The organism is Actinomadura alba (assembly GCF_014323705.1).
GTDB lineage: Bacteria > Actinomycetota > Actinomycetes > Streptosporangiales > Streptosporangiaceae > Actinomadura_C > Actinomadura_C alba.
Genome location: NZ_JABVEC010000009.1, coordinates 236,398 through 250,941, shown reverse-complemented (window position 1 = coordinate 250,941; position 14,544 = coordinate 236,398). Strand labels below are relative to the sequence as shown.

General features: G+C 70.5%; 12 protein-coding genes. 4 read left to right on the top strand and 8 right to left on the bottom strand.

Annotated features, from left to right (window positions below; all coding sequences use genetic code 11):
- Positions 1-1,258 (bottom strand): DUF222 domain-containing protein (locus HKK74_RS14850; protein ID WP_187243779.1); only part of this gene is annotated, 1,258 nt, incomplete at its 3' end.
- 283 nt (positions 1,259-1,541) lie between these two features.
- A complete protein-coding gene (locus HKK74_RS14845; RefSeq protein WP_187243800.1) occupies positions 1,542-2,213 on the bottom strand; it encodes a TetR/AcrR family transcriptional regulator in 672 nt (223 codons plus the stop codon).
- 104 nt (positions 2,214-2,317) lie between these two features.
- Here HKK74_RS14845 and HKK74_RS14840 point away from each other — a divergent pair, with 104 nt between their 5' ends.
- Entirely contained in the window at positions 2,318-3,250 is a 933-nt protein-coding gene (locus HKK74_RS14840) for a zinc-binding dehydrogenase (RefSeq protein WP_187243778.1), read from the top strand.
- A 1-nt stretch (position 3,251) separates the two neighbouring features.
- Here the strand turns inward: HKK74_RS14840 and HKK74_RS14835 are convergent, their stop codons facing one another.
- On the bottom strand, positions 3,252-3,776 hold the full coding sequence (locus HKK74_RS14835; RefSeq protein WP_187243777.1) for a DinB family protein: 525 nt from the start codon (positions 3,774-3,776) through the stop codon (positions 3,252-3,254).
- A 547-nt stretch (positions 3,777-4,323) separates the two neighbouring features.
- Between HKK74_RS14835 and erm the strand changes: the two genes are divergently transcribed.
- Positions 4,324-5,244 carry an ErmE/ErmH/ErmO/ErmR family 23S rRNA (adenine(2058)-N(6))-methyltransferase gene (erm, locus tag HKK74_RS14825; RefSeq protein WP_187243775.1) on the top strand — a complete coding sequence of 307 codons (921 nt, stop codon included), beginning with the start codon at positions 4,324-4,326 and terminating at the stop codon, positions 5,242-5,244.
- A gap of 197 nt (positions 5,245-5,441) precedes the next feature.
- On the opposite strand, the gene HKK74_RS14820 is transcribed toward erm, so the two are convergent.
- A complete protein-coding gene (locus tag HKK74_RS14820; RefSeq protein ID WP_187243774.1) occupies positions 5,442-6,275 on the bottom strand; it encodes an aldo/keto reductase in 834 nt (277 codons plus the stop codon).
- Positions 6,276-6,421: 146 nt separating this feature from the next.
- Here HKK74_RS14820 and HKK74_RS14815 point away from each other — a divergent pair, with 146 nt between their 5' ends.
- Positions 6,422-7,717, top strand: coding sequence for a sialidase family protein (locus tag HKK74_RS14815; protein ID WP_187243773.1), 1,296 nt, complete (start codon positions 6,422-6,424; stop codon positions 7,715-7,717).
- A gap of 584 nt (positions 7,718-8,301) precedes the next feature.
- On the opposite strand, the gene HKK74_RS14810 is transcribed toward HKK74_RS14815, so the two are convergent.
- From HKK74_RS14810 to HKK74_RS14800, 3 genes are all read right to left on the bottom strand, one after another.
- Entirely contained in the window at positions 8,302-9,078 is a 777-nt protein-coding gene (locus tag HKK74_RS14810) for an SDR family NAD(P)-dependent oxidoreductase (RefSeq protein WP_187243772.1), read from the bottom strand.
- A gap of 77 nt (positions 9,079-9,155) precedes the next feature.
- Positions 9,156-11,267 carry an AfsR/SARP family transcriptional regulator gene (locus HKK74_RS14805; RefSeq protein ID WP_187243771.1) on the bottom strand — a complete coding sequence of 704 codons (2,112 nt, stop codon included), beginning with the start codon at positions 11,265-11,267 and terminating at the stop codon, positions 9,156-9,158.
- 26 nt (positions 11,268-11,293) lie between these two features.
- The gene (locus tag HKK74_RS14800) at positions 11,294-12,550 is read right to left on the bottom strand and encodes a sensor histidine kinase (RefSeq protein ID WP_187243770.1); all 1,257 of its coding nucleotides are present in this window, start codon (positions 12,548-12,550) and stop codon (positions 11,294-11,296) included.
- A 92-nt stretch (positions 12,551-12,642) separates the two neighbouring features.
- Here HKK74_RS14800 and HKK74_RS14795 point away from each other — a divergent pair, with 92 nt between their 5' ends.
- Positions 12,643-13,830 (top strand): RNA-guided endonuclease InsQ/TnpB family protein, encoded by a 1,188-nt coding sequence (locus HKK74_RS14795; protein ID WP_187243769.1) that lies wholly within the window; start codon positions 12,643-12,645, stop codon positions 13,828-13,830.
- A 41-nt stretch (positions 13,831-13,871) separates the two neighbouring features.
- On the opposite strand, the gene HKK74_RS14790 is transcribed toward HKK74_RS14795, so the two are convergent.
- Positions 13,872-14,528, bottom strand: coding sequence for a response regulator transcription factor (locus tag HKK74_RS14790; protein ID WP_187243768.1), 657 nt, complete (start codon positions 14,526-14,528; stop codon positions 13,872-13,874).
- Between the last annotated feature and the right edge of the window lie 16 nt (positions 14,529-14,544).

Below are 14,544 nucleotides of genomic sequence, written 5' to 3'. Positions count from 1 at the left end.
TGATCAGCAGCCGCCTCTCAGCGGGTCCACCTTGGTCGCGGATCCGGTCGAGCAGGTCGGTCAGCTCATCGCGGGCCGCCCGGGCGATCGCGGCGGCCTCCTCGCGCCCGGCGGCGTCTTCGCGCCCGGTGTCGCCGTCGGTTTGGCCTGGCCGCGCGGAATCGGTTCGTCGTGTGCGGCCGGGGCGTCCGGGGGCTTGCTGGGACGCGCGGGCCTCAGCCGCCATGGCTGCCGGTTCCCCGGCCGCTTCGGTCTCAGCTCCCCGGGGGGCGGCTACTGGGGTGCCGGTGTCCTCAGGTGCAGTGTTCCCGGGTGCGGTGTCCCCGGGCGCGGTGTCCCCGGGTTCGGAGTCCCCGGGTTCGGAGTCCGCAGGTGCGGGGTCCCCGGGTGTGGGGTCCCCGGGTTCGGGGGTGGCTTCCGCAGGCGGGGGTGGACCCTGCTCGGCGTCGGCGTCGGCGTCGGCGGCCGCTGCCGTGGGGGAGAGGTCTGCGGGGTGTCTGCCGCGTAGCAACTCCAGGAGGACGTCGGCGCGGATGGTGTCGATGGGTCGTTGGTCGCCGTCGGCTTTGATGGCGTTCGCCAGCGCGTTGACGTAGTTGTAGGCGGCGTCGGCGTCTTCGGCGGGCAGATCGCGTGCGGCCAGGTCCGCGGTGCCGTCGGGGTTGTCGTACAACTCCACCCGACGCCCCTTCTCGGTCGCCTTACGGCGCCGCTCGTAGGCTTCGGGGTCGGCGTCTTTGATCGCTTTACGGACCCGTACCGCCAGCTGCCGGGCGGTCAGCCGCGGCGCATCGGGCAGCACGAGAGCCTCGACCTCACGAGCGATATCGTGGCGAACCCCGAGGACGCCGTCACAGATCGCCCGCGCTTTCCTGCTGTCGATGCGGCCTTCCACAAGGGCCCGGCCGGTTTCCAGCAACGGCCCTTCCAACATCGCCGCCATCCCCAGCTGAATCGCGGCGGCGGTGCCCGACAACGTCAACGCAGCAGAAATCTCATCACACAGCGCCCGGCTCATCTCCACCGTCCACGCCCCGCACCGATCAGCCTGGGCCTGACGGCGCCGGTCCAGCTCAGCGATCGCCGAGAGCTCCAGCGACTCCGCCCACGAAGTCAACCGCCGAGCCGCCCGCATCGCCTCGACCAGAGCGTGCTCATCCAGCCGGCCCAGCGGCAGATCAGCTAGCTCACCGGCCAATCGCGGGCCGGGAAGCGTCACCGATATACCTGGCAACTCCTCGACGTCCAGACCAGGCATCCGTGAACACCTCCTCCCGCTCATTCCTCGGAAAGGCGACTGTGTCTTCGAATATATTATCGAATCGCGGTCGAGACGCAACCGAGATTCTGAACAGAATGTCGTTCATAGTGCGCCATTGATCGTGTGATCTCCGACCATGAAAGAGTGCGAATCGGGCAAATGTGACGCTCTTTAATGCGATCATTTCCACCGGATGGCCATCGAGGTGACTCATCGGCCGGGACTCTTTCGGGAGGGTCTTTCGGTGGTGAGTCGGGCGGCCGAAGCCGCGCCCGATCGGCTATCGGCGTTCTGATCTAGGCTCGACCCTCAGGGTGAGGCTGCCCGGGATGGCGGCGAAGGCGTCGCGTACATGCACGGCGAGGTCGTCGCGGGCCGGGGGAGTGCCGGGCTCGGCGGCCCATCGCTCCAGTGCGCGGTGGAAGGCGGCGACCAGCAGGTCGAGGGCGAGCCGCGAGCTCAGGCCCTGTGGATCGGCCAGCTCGAAGCGCCGGCCCAGGAGCGTCATCGCCTGCCGGCTCGTGCGGTCGCAGAACTGCAGGCCGTGCGCGTCCATCGACGGGGTCGTGGCGGTGAGCCGATGGCTCAGCAGCACGCGGTGCGCCCACCCTTCGTCCGGCATCCGCTCCAGGGCCGCGAGCAGGGTGTCCTGCAGCATCGCGAGGAGCGTCTGGTGGTCCGGCTCGCGGATCTCGAGGTCGTCGAGGAACGCCGTCCAGAGGTCCTGCGTGGGTGCCATGGCGACGTCCTCCTTGCTGCTGAAGTAGCGGAAGAACGTGCGTTTGGAGACCTCGACCGCCGCGCAGAGCCGGTCGAGGGTCGTGCCGTCGAATCCGTCCGTCGTGAATCGTTCCAGAGCGGTGTCGATCAGCGTCTGCCGGGTGCGCAGCTTCTTGCGCTCACGGAGCGGCAGCTGGTCCGCCGTGCTGGAAGGAGGAGGCGCGGTGCTCATCACCTCGGCATTGTAGTCCCGGACTCGAATGCCACTTGTAAGCTAATGCCACTCAGTGGCACTATGTGGCCTCGTAGTCGTCCGCACCATCCTGTGAGGAAACAATGCGCGCTCTGCTCGTCGACCGCTCCGTCCCCGGCGGTCTCCGCCTCGGTGAGGCTCCGGATCCCGTACCGGCCTCGAACCAGGCGCTGATCCGGGTGAGGGCGACCTCACTGAACTACGGCGAGGTCGCCTTCGGCGTGGAGAACGCCCCCGAGGGGAGCGTGCTGGGCTGGGACGCCGCCGGAGTGGTGGAACGAGCCGCCGCCGACGGCTCTGGTCCGGCCGTCGGCACGCCCGTGGTGACGCTCGGAGAGCAGGGCGCGTGGGCCGAGCTCCGCGCGGTCGACACCGACTGGATCGGTACGGCTCCGGAGGGCGCCGATCTCGGCGCGATCAGCACCGTGCCGGTGGCCGGTGCGAGCGCCCTGCGAGCTCTCCACCGGATCGGCCCGATCCTCGGCAGGCGCGTCCTGGTCACCGGAGCGAGCGGGGGAGTCGGGCGCTACGCCGTGCAGCTCGCCCGGCTCGGCGGCGCGTGGGTCGTCGCGTCCACCGGGGACCCGGACGCCCACGGAGACGGTCTGCGGGCGCAGGGCGCACACGAGGTGGTGGCCGCGCCGCGCGAGGTCGGCGATCCCGTGGACGGCGTGGTGGACATGGTCGCCGGCCGGCAGCTCGTCGAGGCCTACGCCAAACTCGCCAGGGGCGGCACCCTGGTCTCGGTCGGGCACGCGGCGGGCGAGGAAGAGACGTTCCCCTACGGGGCGTTCTTCGGCGACCAGGAAGGTCGCTATGACCGGTCGATCGTGACGTTCTACCTGATCGCCTGCACCGGGCTGGCACCGGATCTCACCTGGCTGGCCGAACGCGTCGCCGCCGGAGACCTCGACCCGCAGATCTCGTGGCGCGGTGGCTGGGACCGGGCCGCAGAGGCGCTGGACACCCTGCTCGGCCGCCGGCTGCACGGCAAGGCGGTCCTCGACATCACCTGATTCAGGCTCCGGTGGCGCCGTCGAGCCGCTCGCGCAGGAGGTCGGCGTGGCCGTTGTGGCGGGCGTACTCCTCGATCATGTGGAGGTACACCCAGCGCAGGCTCATCTCAATCTGCCGGTACTTGTGGAAGAAGGTCTCCTCGAGGGAGCGCCCGGCGGCCGCCGCGCTGGCCAGTTCGATCTCGCGGGTGAAGGTGTCGAAATCCGCCTCCGCGTCGGCGGTGTCGACGTCGTCGAAATCACCGTCGGGGTTGGTCTCGATGTCGCAGTACAGGAACTCGACCGGTTCACCGGCGACTCTGTGCCGGAACCATGAGCGTTCCACCTCGGCCATGTGACGTACGAGACCGAGCAGCGACAGGTTCGACGGTTCGACGCTGCGCGCCCTGAGCTGCTCGGGGGTCAGCCCGGCGCATTTCAGCAACAGCGTCTGCCGGTGGTGGTCGAGCCACGCTTCCAGCTGGGTGCGCTCGTCACCGACCGGCGGCGGGTCGATTCGAGTGATCTGTGGTGCGGTCCAGTTCATCGCCCCATCCTGCCGGTCTCGCCGGAAACGCGCCTCTGCTTATTCGGTCACTGCTTATTCGGCCACGGGACGGCGGCCGAACGTGCCGGCCCCTCGCTGTGCGGGGCCGCCGGAAAATCGATTGCCGCCGCTCGGCCCCCGACCCTAACGTGGCCGGCATGTGCGCCTCGATGTACGCGATCGTCACCGGGTTCGGCCCCACCGCGGTCGCCGGGTGCCCAGGCAGATGGGCGCCCGAGCTGTTGAGAAGGCCGCGGCGGGGCCGAACGGCCCTGGTCGTCCAGGGCGCGTCCGGCGTCTGATCCGTTCTACTCGACTCCGCCGTCACGGGGCACCTCACCGTGACGGGTGACCGCCGTGCCTCGCGTGAGGCCGGCCGTCTTCTCACGCGCCCTTTTTCGTACGCCCAGGGCCTCCGAGGAAGTCCCCATACCTCGGACAGGCCACCGGAGCGTCTCATGCGCATGCCTCATCGCACCGAACGGTTCGCGTTCGTCTGTCCACGCCCCGGCCCGGTATCGACCGGGCCGGTCGCAAGGAGACCGGCGTGCGAGACCAAGACGGGAACCATTCCCAGACCACACGACAGTCCCAGACTCGACAGTCCCAGACTCGACAGTCCCAGACTCGACAGTCCGAGACCAGAGAGTCGCAGACCACTCGAGGGGACGCCCGGTACCTCGGGCCGCGACGAGGAGGCCGGTGGGAGCACCGCCGGGCGCTCTCGCAGAACTTCCTCTACGACCCCGGCACGATCGCCCGCATCGTACGGGCCGCCCGGCCAGGTGCGGACGACCTGCTCGTGGAGGTCGGCGCGGGCGAGGGTCGTCTCACCCGGGCGCTGGCCCGCGAGTGCCGCAAGGTCATCGCGTACGAGATCGACGCGGCGCTGGCGCGGCGGGTCGCCGCACGGTACCGGAGCAATCCGAAGATCGAATGCGTGCACGCCGACTTCCTGTCGGCGACGCCGCCCGCGGAGCCCTTCGCGTTGGTCGGCAACATCCCCTACGGGGTGACATCGCGCATCGTCGAGTGGTGCCTGAAGGCACCGGAGCTGACCTCGGCGACGATGGTCACGCAGCTGGACTACGCGCGTAAGCGCAGTGGCGACCGCGGCCGCTGGAGCCGGCTGACCGTACGCACCTGGCCGAGGTTCGACTGGCGGCTGCTGGGTGTCATCCCCCGTGAGCTGTTCCGGCCCGTACCGTCGGTCGACTCGGGCATCCTGCGCCTGGACCGCCGCAGGGAGGCGCTGCTGCCGCCGGGAGCGCTGCGCGAGTACGAGGCGTTCGTCGCGCTCGGGTTCGGGGGCGTGGGCGGTACCCTGCACGCCTCGCTCAGCAGGCGGTATCGACCGGCGCGGGTGACCGCGGCCTTCGCGGCCGCGGGCCTCGATCGGCGCACCATCGTGGCGTTCGTCCATCCCGATCAGTGGATCCAGCTCTTCACGGCCCTTCACCGCAGGTAAACACCCCGCCGTGATCATGCAGTTGTTCGCGTGTGAGTCGTCAGTGCCCGACGGTCGGGCGGGCGGGTGTAGGGCTGTGGTGCTTAAGTGCATGATCACGGCAGAGGTTCTCGGCCGTGATCATGCAGTTGTTCGCGGCCGGCTCGCGATGGCGACCGTCGGCCATGGGAACAACTGCATGATCACGAGTGGGAGTGCTAGAGGATCTCCAGGGGCTCGGCTCGATCGGGTGGCGGGAACGCGCTGTCGAGCTCGGCGAGGTCGCGCTCCGACAGCCGGATGTCGAGTGCGGCGCGGTTCTCGTCGACGTGCTCCGGCGTCGAGGCCTTCGGGATCGCGCACACGCCGTCCTGCCGCAGGACCCAGGCGATCGCGACCTGCGCGGGTGTTGTGTCGTGCCGTTCGGCGAGCCGCCGCAGCAGCGGATGAGTGAGCAGCCGGCCCTGTTCGATGGGCGAGTACGCCATGACCGGCAGCCCCCGTTCCCGGCACCACGGCAAGAGGTCGTACTCGATCCCGCGGCGTGCGAGGTTGTACAGGACCTGGTCGGTCGCCACCCGCCGCCCGGCCGGACGGTCCCACAGCTCGCGCATGTCACCGATGTCGAAGTTGCTGACGCCGAAGTGACGGATCTCGCCGCTGTCCCGCAGCCGTTCGAAGGCCTCCAGCGTCTCGTCGAGCGGCGTGCTCCCGCGCCAGTGCAGCAGGTAGAGGTCGAGACGGTCGGTCGACAGCCGGCGCAGGCTGCGCTCGCACGCCTTGACCGTGCCTCGCGCGCTCGCGTTGTGCGGGAGCACCTTGCTGACCAGGAAGACCTCGTCCCGACGGCTGGCGATGGCCTCTCCGACCACCTCCTCGGCACCGCCGTCGCCGTACATTTCGGCGGTGTCGATCAGGCCGATCCCGAGGTCGAGGCCGTGTCGCAGCGCCGCGACCTCCGCTGCTCGATCCGAGAGTCGCTCTCCCATTCCCCAGGTGCCCTGCCCCAGTACGGGCAGTTCCTCGCCGGAAGGCAGCCGCAGATATCGCATGCTCTCGATCTCCCCTCGTCCAGCGTGGTTCTCTCATCCCGGCAACACGTCGGGCTTGTCAGAATCTGTTCATTTTCAGACGTTAGATTCCAGAGGTTCCATTGTTCGAGCCCGAATTCGCGAACGACCGGCAGATGGAGAGTGTTTTGCGCACAGCGAAGACGTTCCGTCCAGGCAAGTCCCGCATCTTCACGTCGACGGTCACGGCGGCACTAACGGCGGGAGTGGTCGCGGTCGCCATGGCCACTCCCGTCGCCGCCGCGGACGACCCGGCCGGCTCGGCCGCTCAGTTCCACACCGCGACCGTGCTGTTCAAGGGCAACAATGTGGAAAGCCTGAACGGAATCTCCTACCACACGTTCCGGATCCCGGCGATCGTACGGACCAACGCCGGAACGCTGCTGGCCTTCGCCGAAGGCCGGGCGAAGAGCAACAAGGACTACGGCAACATCAACCTCGTCTACAAGCGCGGCGTCAACGACGGAGCGGCCGCCTCGGACTGGTCGTCGCTGAAAGAGGCCGTCGGCGCCGGCGCGGGGACGTGGGGCAATCCCACCCCGGTGGTCGACCGGTCCACGGGCACCATCTGGCTCTTCCTGTCCTGGAACGCCGCCGACAAGAGTCAGAGCGGTGGCGCCAACCCCGACACCGGCGCCGCCACGACCGCGATCACCAAGTGGGGTGAGCGCCGGGTCTACGTGATGAAGAGCACCAACGACGGTCAGACCTTCACCGGTATGGACGGCTCGGCGAGCCCGACGGACATGACCGAGTCGCTGCTGCCGAAGACCAAGGCGAACGGCTCCGCCTGGGCCTGGGACGCGATGGGCCCCGGCAACGGCATCTACACCGCGAACGGCACGCTGGTGATCCCGGCCCAGCACCGGAACATCTACAGCACCGACCACGGCGCCACCTGGCGCGTACAGAAGCTCAGCGAGCCGACCGGCGAGGCGACCATCACCGAGCTTGCCGACGGCAGCCTCTACCGCAACGACCGGCCGACCACGACGACCTGGAACACGGCCAAGCGCCGGTGGGTGGCGCGCGGCAGCATCGCCGGCGGGTTCTCCGCCTACAGCCCGGACGACAAGCTCCTCGACCCGGTCAACCAAGCATCGGTGCTGCAGTACAACAACGACGCCCCGTCGCGCACGATCTTCCTCAACTCGGCGAGCACGGAAAACCGCCGTCAGATGCGGGTGCGCATCAGCTACGACAACGCCCGCACCTGGCCGAACAGCCGCCCGCTCAGCGAAGGCCCGTTGCCGTCCGGCGCGGGCACCGAGGGCGGCTACTCCAGCATGACCAAGACGGCGGACTACCGGATCGGCGCGCTGGTCGAGAGCAACCTGAACGTCGACGCCAGCAGCACCTCGTCCCGCTCCGTCCTCTTCCGTAAGTTCAACCTGTCCTGGATCCTGCACGGCTGCACCTGCTGAAACCGCTGCAAGAGCAGTTCCCCCGGCGTCGCGGGTACGCGAATCCGCGTATCCGCGATGTCGCGTGGCGACGGCCGTGGCGGGCTACAGTCTGTGCGCGGGGCCTGACGGGACGGCGGGCCGCCCTGTGCCGCCGTGATGAGAACGCTCTCTTCGGGCTTGGCCGGAAAACGCCCGGACGCCACGATGCGTCCGGCGCGTCCGGACTCCCCGACTCCGGATTCCGCATCACTGATCTTCTTTGAGCCGGCCGCGGAACCCAGGAACAGGCACAGGCCGACGAACACCACCCACAGCCCGATCGCCGACCAAGGATGCGCCGCGCTCCATCGGGCCATCCGCACCATCGCCGAACCGTTTCTCAACGCACGTCCTTCGCTCCACGGGCGCCTGATGCACCCGGCGGGTCATGCGAAGGACGCTAGATCGGCGGTTCGTCCGGCAACACGAGGTGAACCACCCGAGGTGGCGATGAGCACCACACCCCGCACCTTGTGGAGAACCACAGGCCGAGACCGCCCCCGGTCGGAGTGCACCCGGTCGGTCCCGAGCCGGCGGAACGCCCCGAACGGCGCCGGAGCGGATCACGGCAGCGGTCCCAGGTAAAGGCCGCCGGTGACGTCGAGCACGTTGCCGGTGATCCAGCGCGCGTCGTCCGAGGCGAGGAACGCGACGGTGTCGGCGATGTCGGCCGGTCGGCCGATCCGGCCGAGGGCGGTGCCGGCCGTGATGGCGGCCCTGGTCTCGGGGGCGCTTAGCGAGTCGTTGATCCCGGTGTCGGTCGCGCCGGGCGTCACCGTGTTGACCGTGATGCCCCGGGCACCGAGCGCGTTGGCCAGTGTTCGGCTCATGACCTCCAGTGCGCCTTTGCTCATCGCGTACGCGATCTGGTGGGGCAGGGCGATCCGGGTGCCTGGGGAGGAGATGTTGATGATGCGGCCGCCGTCGCGCAGCACGGGCAGCAACGCCTGGACGAGGAAGAACGGCGCCTTGGCGTTGACCGCGAAGACCTCGTCGAACTGCGCCGGGGTCAGCCGGTCGATCGAGCCGGCGAAGAGCGTCTCCAGGTTGCCGCAGGCCGCGTTGTTGACCAGGACGTCCAGCGGGAGCCCTTGCAGTCCCTCGGTCAGCAGGGCCGTCAGAGCGTCGACGTCGCCGTCCAGGCCGAGCATGGCCCCCACCGCGAAGGCCTGTCCACCGGCCTCCTCGATGTCCGAGACCGTCTGCGCGGCCGCGTCGCCGTTGGCGCCGTAGTGCACGGCGACCAGAGCGCCGTCGGCGGCCAGCCGCAGAGCGACCGCTCGTCCCATGCCCCGTGAAGCGCCGGTCACCAGCGCGGTCTTGCCGGTCAGATCCCCCATTGCGGGCTCCTTCGATGATCGGATGTGCGCGTGCCCCCAGCGTCGAGGGCGCCGCTCACCGACCGCTCACCGACGGCTCACCGACGGCCAACGGCCCGCTCACCGCCGGACTCGGCCTCCGCGATGCAGCGCAGCCCGGCGAGGATCCGCGACCGCGTCAACGCGGCGCTGATCGACGCCCGCTCGCAGCCCCGCAGCGCCAGCTCGTACAGCGCGCGGGCCCCGGCCAGGTCGCCGCGCAACCGCGCGACGTCGGCGAGCCCGCGCCGTGCGTTCGCCGCGGACTCGGGCATCCCGGCGCGGCGCGCGAGGTCGGCCGCGCGTGCGCACTCCGTGTGCGCGGCGTCGAGGTCACCGGCGGCGGCGAGCGCGTCCGCCTTCCGGACGAGGAACCTGGTCAGATCCTCCGTCGCGCCCAACCGGCCCGCCAGCTCGATGGCCTCGTCCATCAGCCGGACGGCCGTCGCCGGCTCGGCCAGCCGCTCGGCGCAGTACTCGCGGACGGTCTCCAGCATGCGGTACCGGCCCTCGTCCGCCTCGACCAGCGACTTGTCGACAAGATCGGCGAGCAGGTCGATGACCTCGTCCTCCGACGGCCCGCAGACCCGCGCGACCGCGTCGAGCGTGGCACCGTCCCGGAAGACCGTCAGCCCCGCCGCCAGCGTGCGCTCTCGTGGCGTCAGCAGATCCCAGCTCCACGCCATGGCCGAGCGCAGCGTCCGGTGGTGGGGAGTCCCCGAACGGCCTCCGCGCGACAGCAGCCGGAAACGGTCGTCGAGCCGGGCCGCGACCTCCTCCACCGTCAGCACGCGCAGCCGCGCGGCGGCGAGTTCGATCGCCAGCGGCAGCCCGTCGAGCGCACGGCAGATCCGCGCCGCCGCGCCGAGCGTCGCGTCGTCGGCCGGGAAGCCCGGCCGGACCGCGACGGCCCGGTCGGTGAACAGCCGTACCGCCGCTCGGGAGGCCAGCGGCCGCACCGGATGCAGCGTCTCGCCCGCGATGTCCAGCCGCTCGCGGCTGGTGGCCAGGATCCGCAGGTCGGGACAGGCCGCCAGCAGCCGGTGGACGAGCCGGGCGACCTCGTCCACGACTTGCTCACAGCCGTCCAGGATGAGCAGCACCGCCCGCCCGGTCAGCCCCGCGACCAGCCGGTCGGCGGGTTCGGACGGGCCGGACAGCGCGGGCAGCAGTGCGGCCTCCCGCAGGCCCAGCGCGTTGATCAACGCCCGTGGGACGGCCGTTCCGGCACCGACCGAGGCCAGCTCGACGAAGCAGGCTTCACGTCCCCGCCCCGCCTCGATCGCCAGCCGGGTCTTGCCGACGCCGCCCGGCCCGGTCAGCGTGACCAGACGCTCCTCGCGCAGCAGCTCGCCGACGCGTGCGAGATCGCCCTCGCGCCCCACGAAGCTGGTGAGCTGGGCGGGAACCGCCGCCCGTGGCGGGCCCTCGGCGCGCAGCACGGCCAGGTGCACCCGCCGGAGTCCCGGCGAGGGGTCGACACCGAGTTCCTCGGCCAGGACCCGCCGCGCGTCCTCGAACGCCGCAAGCGCCTCGGCCTGTCGCCCGCTCCCGGCCAGGGCGCGCATGAGCTGCCCGCGCAGCCGTTCCCGCAGGGGGTGCGCCGCCACGGTCTCCGGCAGCTCCGCCGCCAGCGCGCGATGCTCGCCCCGTGTCAGCCGCGCTTCGATGTGGTCCTCGGTCGCGGCCAGCCGGAGCTCCTCCAGCCGCGCGGTCTGCGCCTCGGCGAAGGACGCATCCGCCACGTCGGCCAGGGCCGTGCCACGCCACAGCGCGAGGGCCTCCCGCAGCAGCCGGTCGGCGGTGGCGTGGTCGCCGCCGGCGAACGCGCGCCGACCCTCACCGGCGAGCCGCTCGAACCGGTGGACGTCGACGTCCTCGGGGTCGATCGCGAGCCGGTACCCGCCCGGCTCGAACAGGACGAGGTCGCCGGGAAGGCCTCCTGCCCGCAGCGCGCTGCGCAGCCGCGACACCTGCGACTGAAGCGCGTGTGCCGCGTCGCCCGGGGCCCGCTCGCCGTACACGCCCTCGATGAGCCGCCGCGCGTCCACCGTCCGGCCCGCGTCGAGCAGCAGCATCGCCAGCAGCGAGCGCGACCGCCGCCCGCCGAGCGCGATCGGCTCGCCGGTGGCGCACCGCGCCTCGACGGCGCCCAGCACCCCGAATCGCACGGCAGCGATTATCGCTCAGGCGAGCGTCATCCCGGTGTCCGGCCCCGGTGACCATCCGCGGGGTGAGAATGCCGATTCGCCGCAGGCAGCCGGACGATCACGGTCAGACCGCCGCCGGGGCGCGGGTGAGCGGTGACGATGCCGCCGTGGGCGGTCGCGGTGGCACGGACGATCGAAAGACCGAGGCCGGATCCCCGGTCGGAGTGCACCCTGTCGGTCCCGAGCCGGCGGAACGGCTCGAAGATCGTCTCAATCTCGTAGGGCGGGACGACCGGGCCGGTGTTCGTGACGATGAGCTCCGCCTGACCGCCGTCACCGCGCGTTGTGACGGAGAGTTCGCCGCCTTGATGGTTGTGCCGGATCGCGTTCTCGACCAGGTTCTGTACGAGGCGTTCGATGAGGACGGGGTCGCCCGAGGTCGGCGCGTGGCCGAGATCGCGGCGTGCGGTGATACCGCGGGCCGCGGCCTCGGCGGCCGCCTGGCCGAGGACGTGCCCGGCCACGTCGGCGAGGTCGAGCGGACTCGTGTCGACGACCGTGTTCTCGCTGCCCGCGAGCGTGAGCAGCCCGTCGATGAGACGTTCGTGCCTGCCGTTGACGACGAGCAGCGCCTCGCCCAGGCGCTTGACGTCCTCGGACGGGTCCGGACGCCGGAGCGCCACGTCGACGAGGGTCCGGTTGATGGCCAGCGGGGTGCGCAGCTCGTGCGACGCGTTGGCGACGAACCGCCGCTGGCCGTCGAAGGCCCGGGCCAGTCGTTCGAGCATGGTGTCGAGCGTGTCGGCCAGCTCTTTGACGTCGTCGCGCGGTCCGGCGTAGGCGATCCGCTCGGTGAGGTCGTGGCTGCGCGCCACCCGCCGGGCGGTCTCGGTGATCCGGTGCAGGGGACGCAGCGCCCGGTCGGCGAACAGCCAGCCGAGCCCCAGCGCCGCGGCCGTGACGACGGCGAGGGCCACCGAGCCCAGCGTCAGCAGCGAGTTCAGCGTCTCCCGCTGGAAGCTCACCTGGGACTGCACCAGGACCCCGCTCGCCTCCCCGGCCGTGATGAGCCGGTCCGGAGACGACCCGAAGATCATCTCCTTCGGGGGGGCCTCGGGGCCGCCCGGGATGGTCGCCGGGTCCATGTGGCGCGTCGCCACCGACACGCTCGAGCGGAGGTTGTTCTTCAGCAATACGTACGTCAGGACCAGCATCACGATGCCCCCGGCCAGGAAGAGAAGGCCGTAGATCAGCGTGAGCCGCACCCGGATCGTGGGCCTCAGCCGGTGCGTGAGCGTCGTCATCGGATGTGCGGCGTGGAGACCTCGGCCTTCAGGCCGGGGAGGAAACGCCGCTCCCTCCTCGAAGTGTCGGTGGTGGTCGATAGCGTGTTCGCATGCGGTTCCGGCTTGCACCGACACCCGCTCAGGAGGCGGCGCTGCTGGAACACTGCGCACACGCCCGTTTTGTGTGGAATCTGGCTTGCGAGCAGCACGGGTATTGGCGGCCGGGACGTGCGGGCGCGCCAGGCTATCTGGAGCAGTGCCGTCAGTTGACCGAGGCCCGCCGGGAGTTCGGGTGGCTTGCGGCCGGGTCGCAGACGGTGCAGCAGCAGGCGCTGCGGGATTTCGCCCAAGCGATGAGGAATTTCTTTGCCGGGACGCATCGTCGGCCGACGTGGCGTAAGTCGGGCCGGCATGAGGGGTTCAGGATCGTGGGGAGGCGCGGCGTGCAGTGGGATGTGCGCCGGGTGTCGCGCAGGGTGGGCCTGGTGCGGATTCCGAAGGTCGGTTGGGTGCGGTTCCGCTGGTCCCGGACGGTCCCCGACGATGTGAGGTCGTTTCGGGTCAACCGGGATCGGGCGGGCCGCTGGCATGTTGCGTTCGCCGCCATCCCGAAGCCGGTGTCCGGGCCGGGTACGGGGCGGGTGGTGGGTGTGGATCGTGGTGTGGCGGTGTCGGCTGCCCTGTCCACCGGGGAACTGCTGTCGGTATCGGGCCTGCGTGAGGCCGAGGCCAAGCGGCTGCTGCGGCTGCAACGCAGGCTGGCGCGGGCCAAACTTGGGTCGAACCGGAGGCGGCGGGTCAAGACCGTGATCGCTCGGATCAAGGCCCGCGAAACGGACCGGCGTAAGGACTGGGTGGAGAAGACCTCCACCGACCTCGCCCGCCGTTTCGATGTGATCCGCGTCGAGGACCTGAAGATCCGCAACATGACCCGTTCCGCACGCGGCACCGTGGACGCGCCGGGCAGGAACGTGCGGGCCAAGGCCGGGCTGAACCGGTCCATCCACGCAGGTGGCTGGGGCCTGTTGGTGACCCGGCTGGAGCAGAAGGCTCCCGACCGCATCGAGAAGATCAATCCCGCGTTCACCTCCCAGACCTGTTATGCCTGCGGGCACCGCGCAGCGGAAAGCCGCGAGAGCCAAGCGGCTTTTCGCTGTCGCGCCTGCGGGCATGCAGATCACGCGGATGTGAACGCGGCCAACAACATCGCCGTCGGGCGGACGGTGACCGCGCGGGGAGGCCGGCCGGTGGGCGGGCCTGCGAACCGCGAACCTCACCTCGTTCTCTCCTCTGCGTAGGGGACGAAGTGGAATCTCCCGCCTTCAGGCGGGAGAGGACGTCAAGGAATGCGGTACCCCACTCCCGGAACGGTCTCGATGACGGGCGGATCACCGAGCTTGCGGCGCAGCTTCATCAGCGTCACCCGGACGGTGTTGGTGAACGGGTCGGTGTGCTCGTCCCACACCTTCTCGAGCAGCCGCTCCGCCGAGACCACCGTCCCGTCCGCGCGCAGTAGTTCGGCCAGCAGCCCGAACTCCTTGCGCGCCAGCTGCACGTACCGCCCGTCCCGGAAGACCTCGCGGTGGTTCGGGTCGAGCCGGATACCGGACCGCTCCAGCATCGGCGGGTCGGCCGGGCGGGCGCGGCGGCCCAGTGCGTGGATGCGTGCGACGAGTTCCTCGAACGCGAACGGCTTGGTCAGATAGTCGTCCGCGCCGAGCCGGAGCCCGTCGACCCGCGCCGGCACGGTGACGGCGGCGGTGAGCATCAGTACCCGGACGTACGCCCCGGAGTCCACCACCGCGCGGCAGACGTCGTCACCGTGCACGACCGGCAGGTCCCGGTCGAGGACCAGCACGTCGTAGTCGTTGACGCCGAGCCGTTCGAGCGCGGCGTCGCCGTCGTAGACCACGTCCACGGCGAGCGCCTCGGCCCGCAGGCCCTCGGCGATCGAGTCGGCGAGCATCCGCTCGTCCTCGGCGATCAGTACGCGCACGTTCCCATCCCATCGA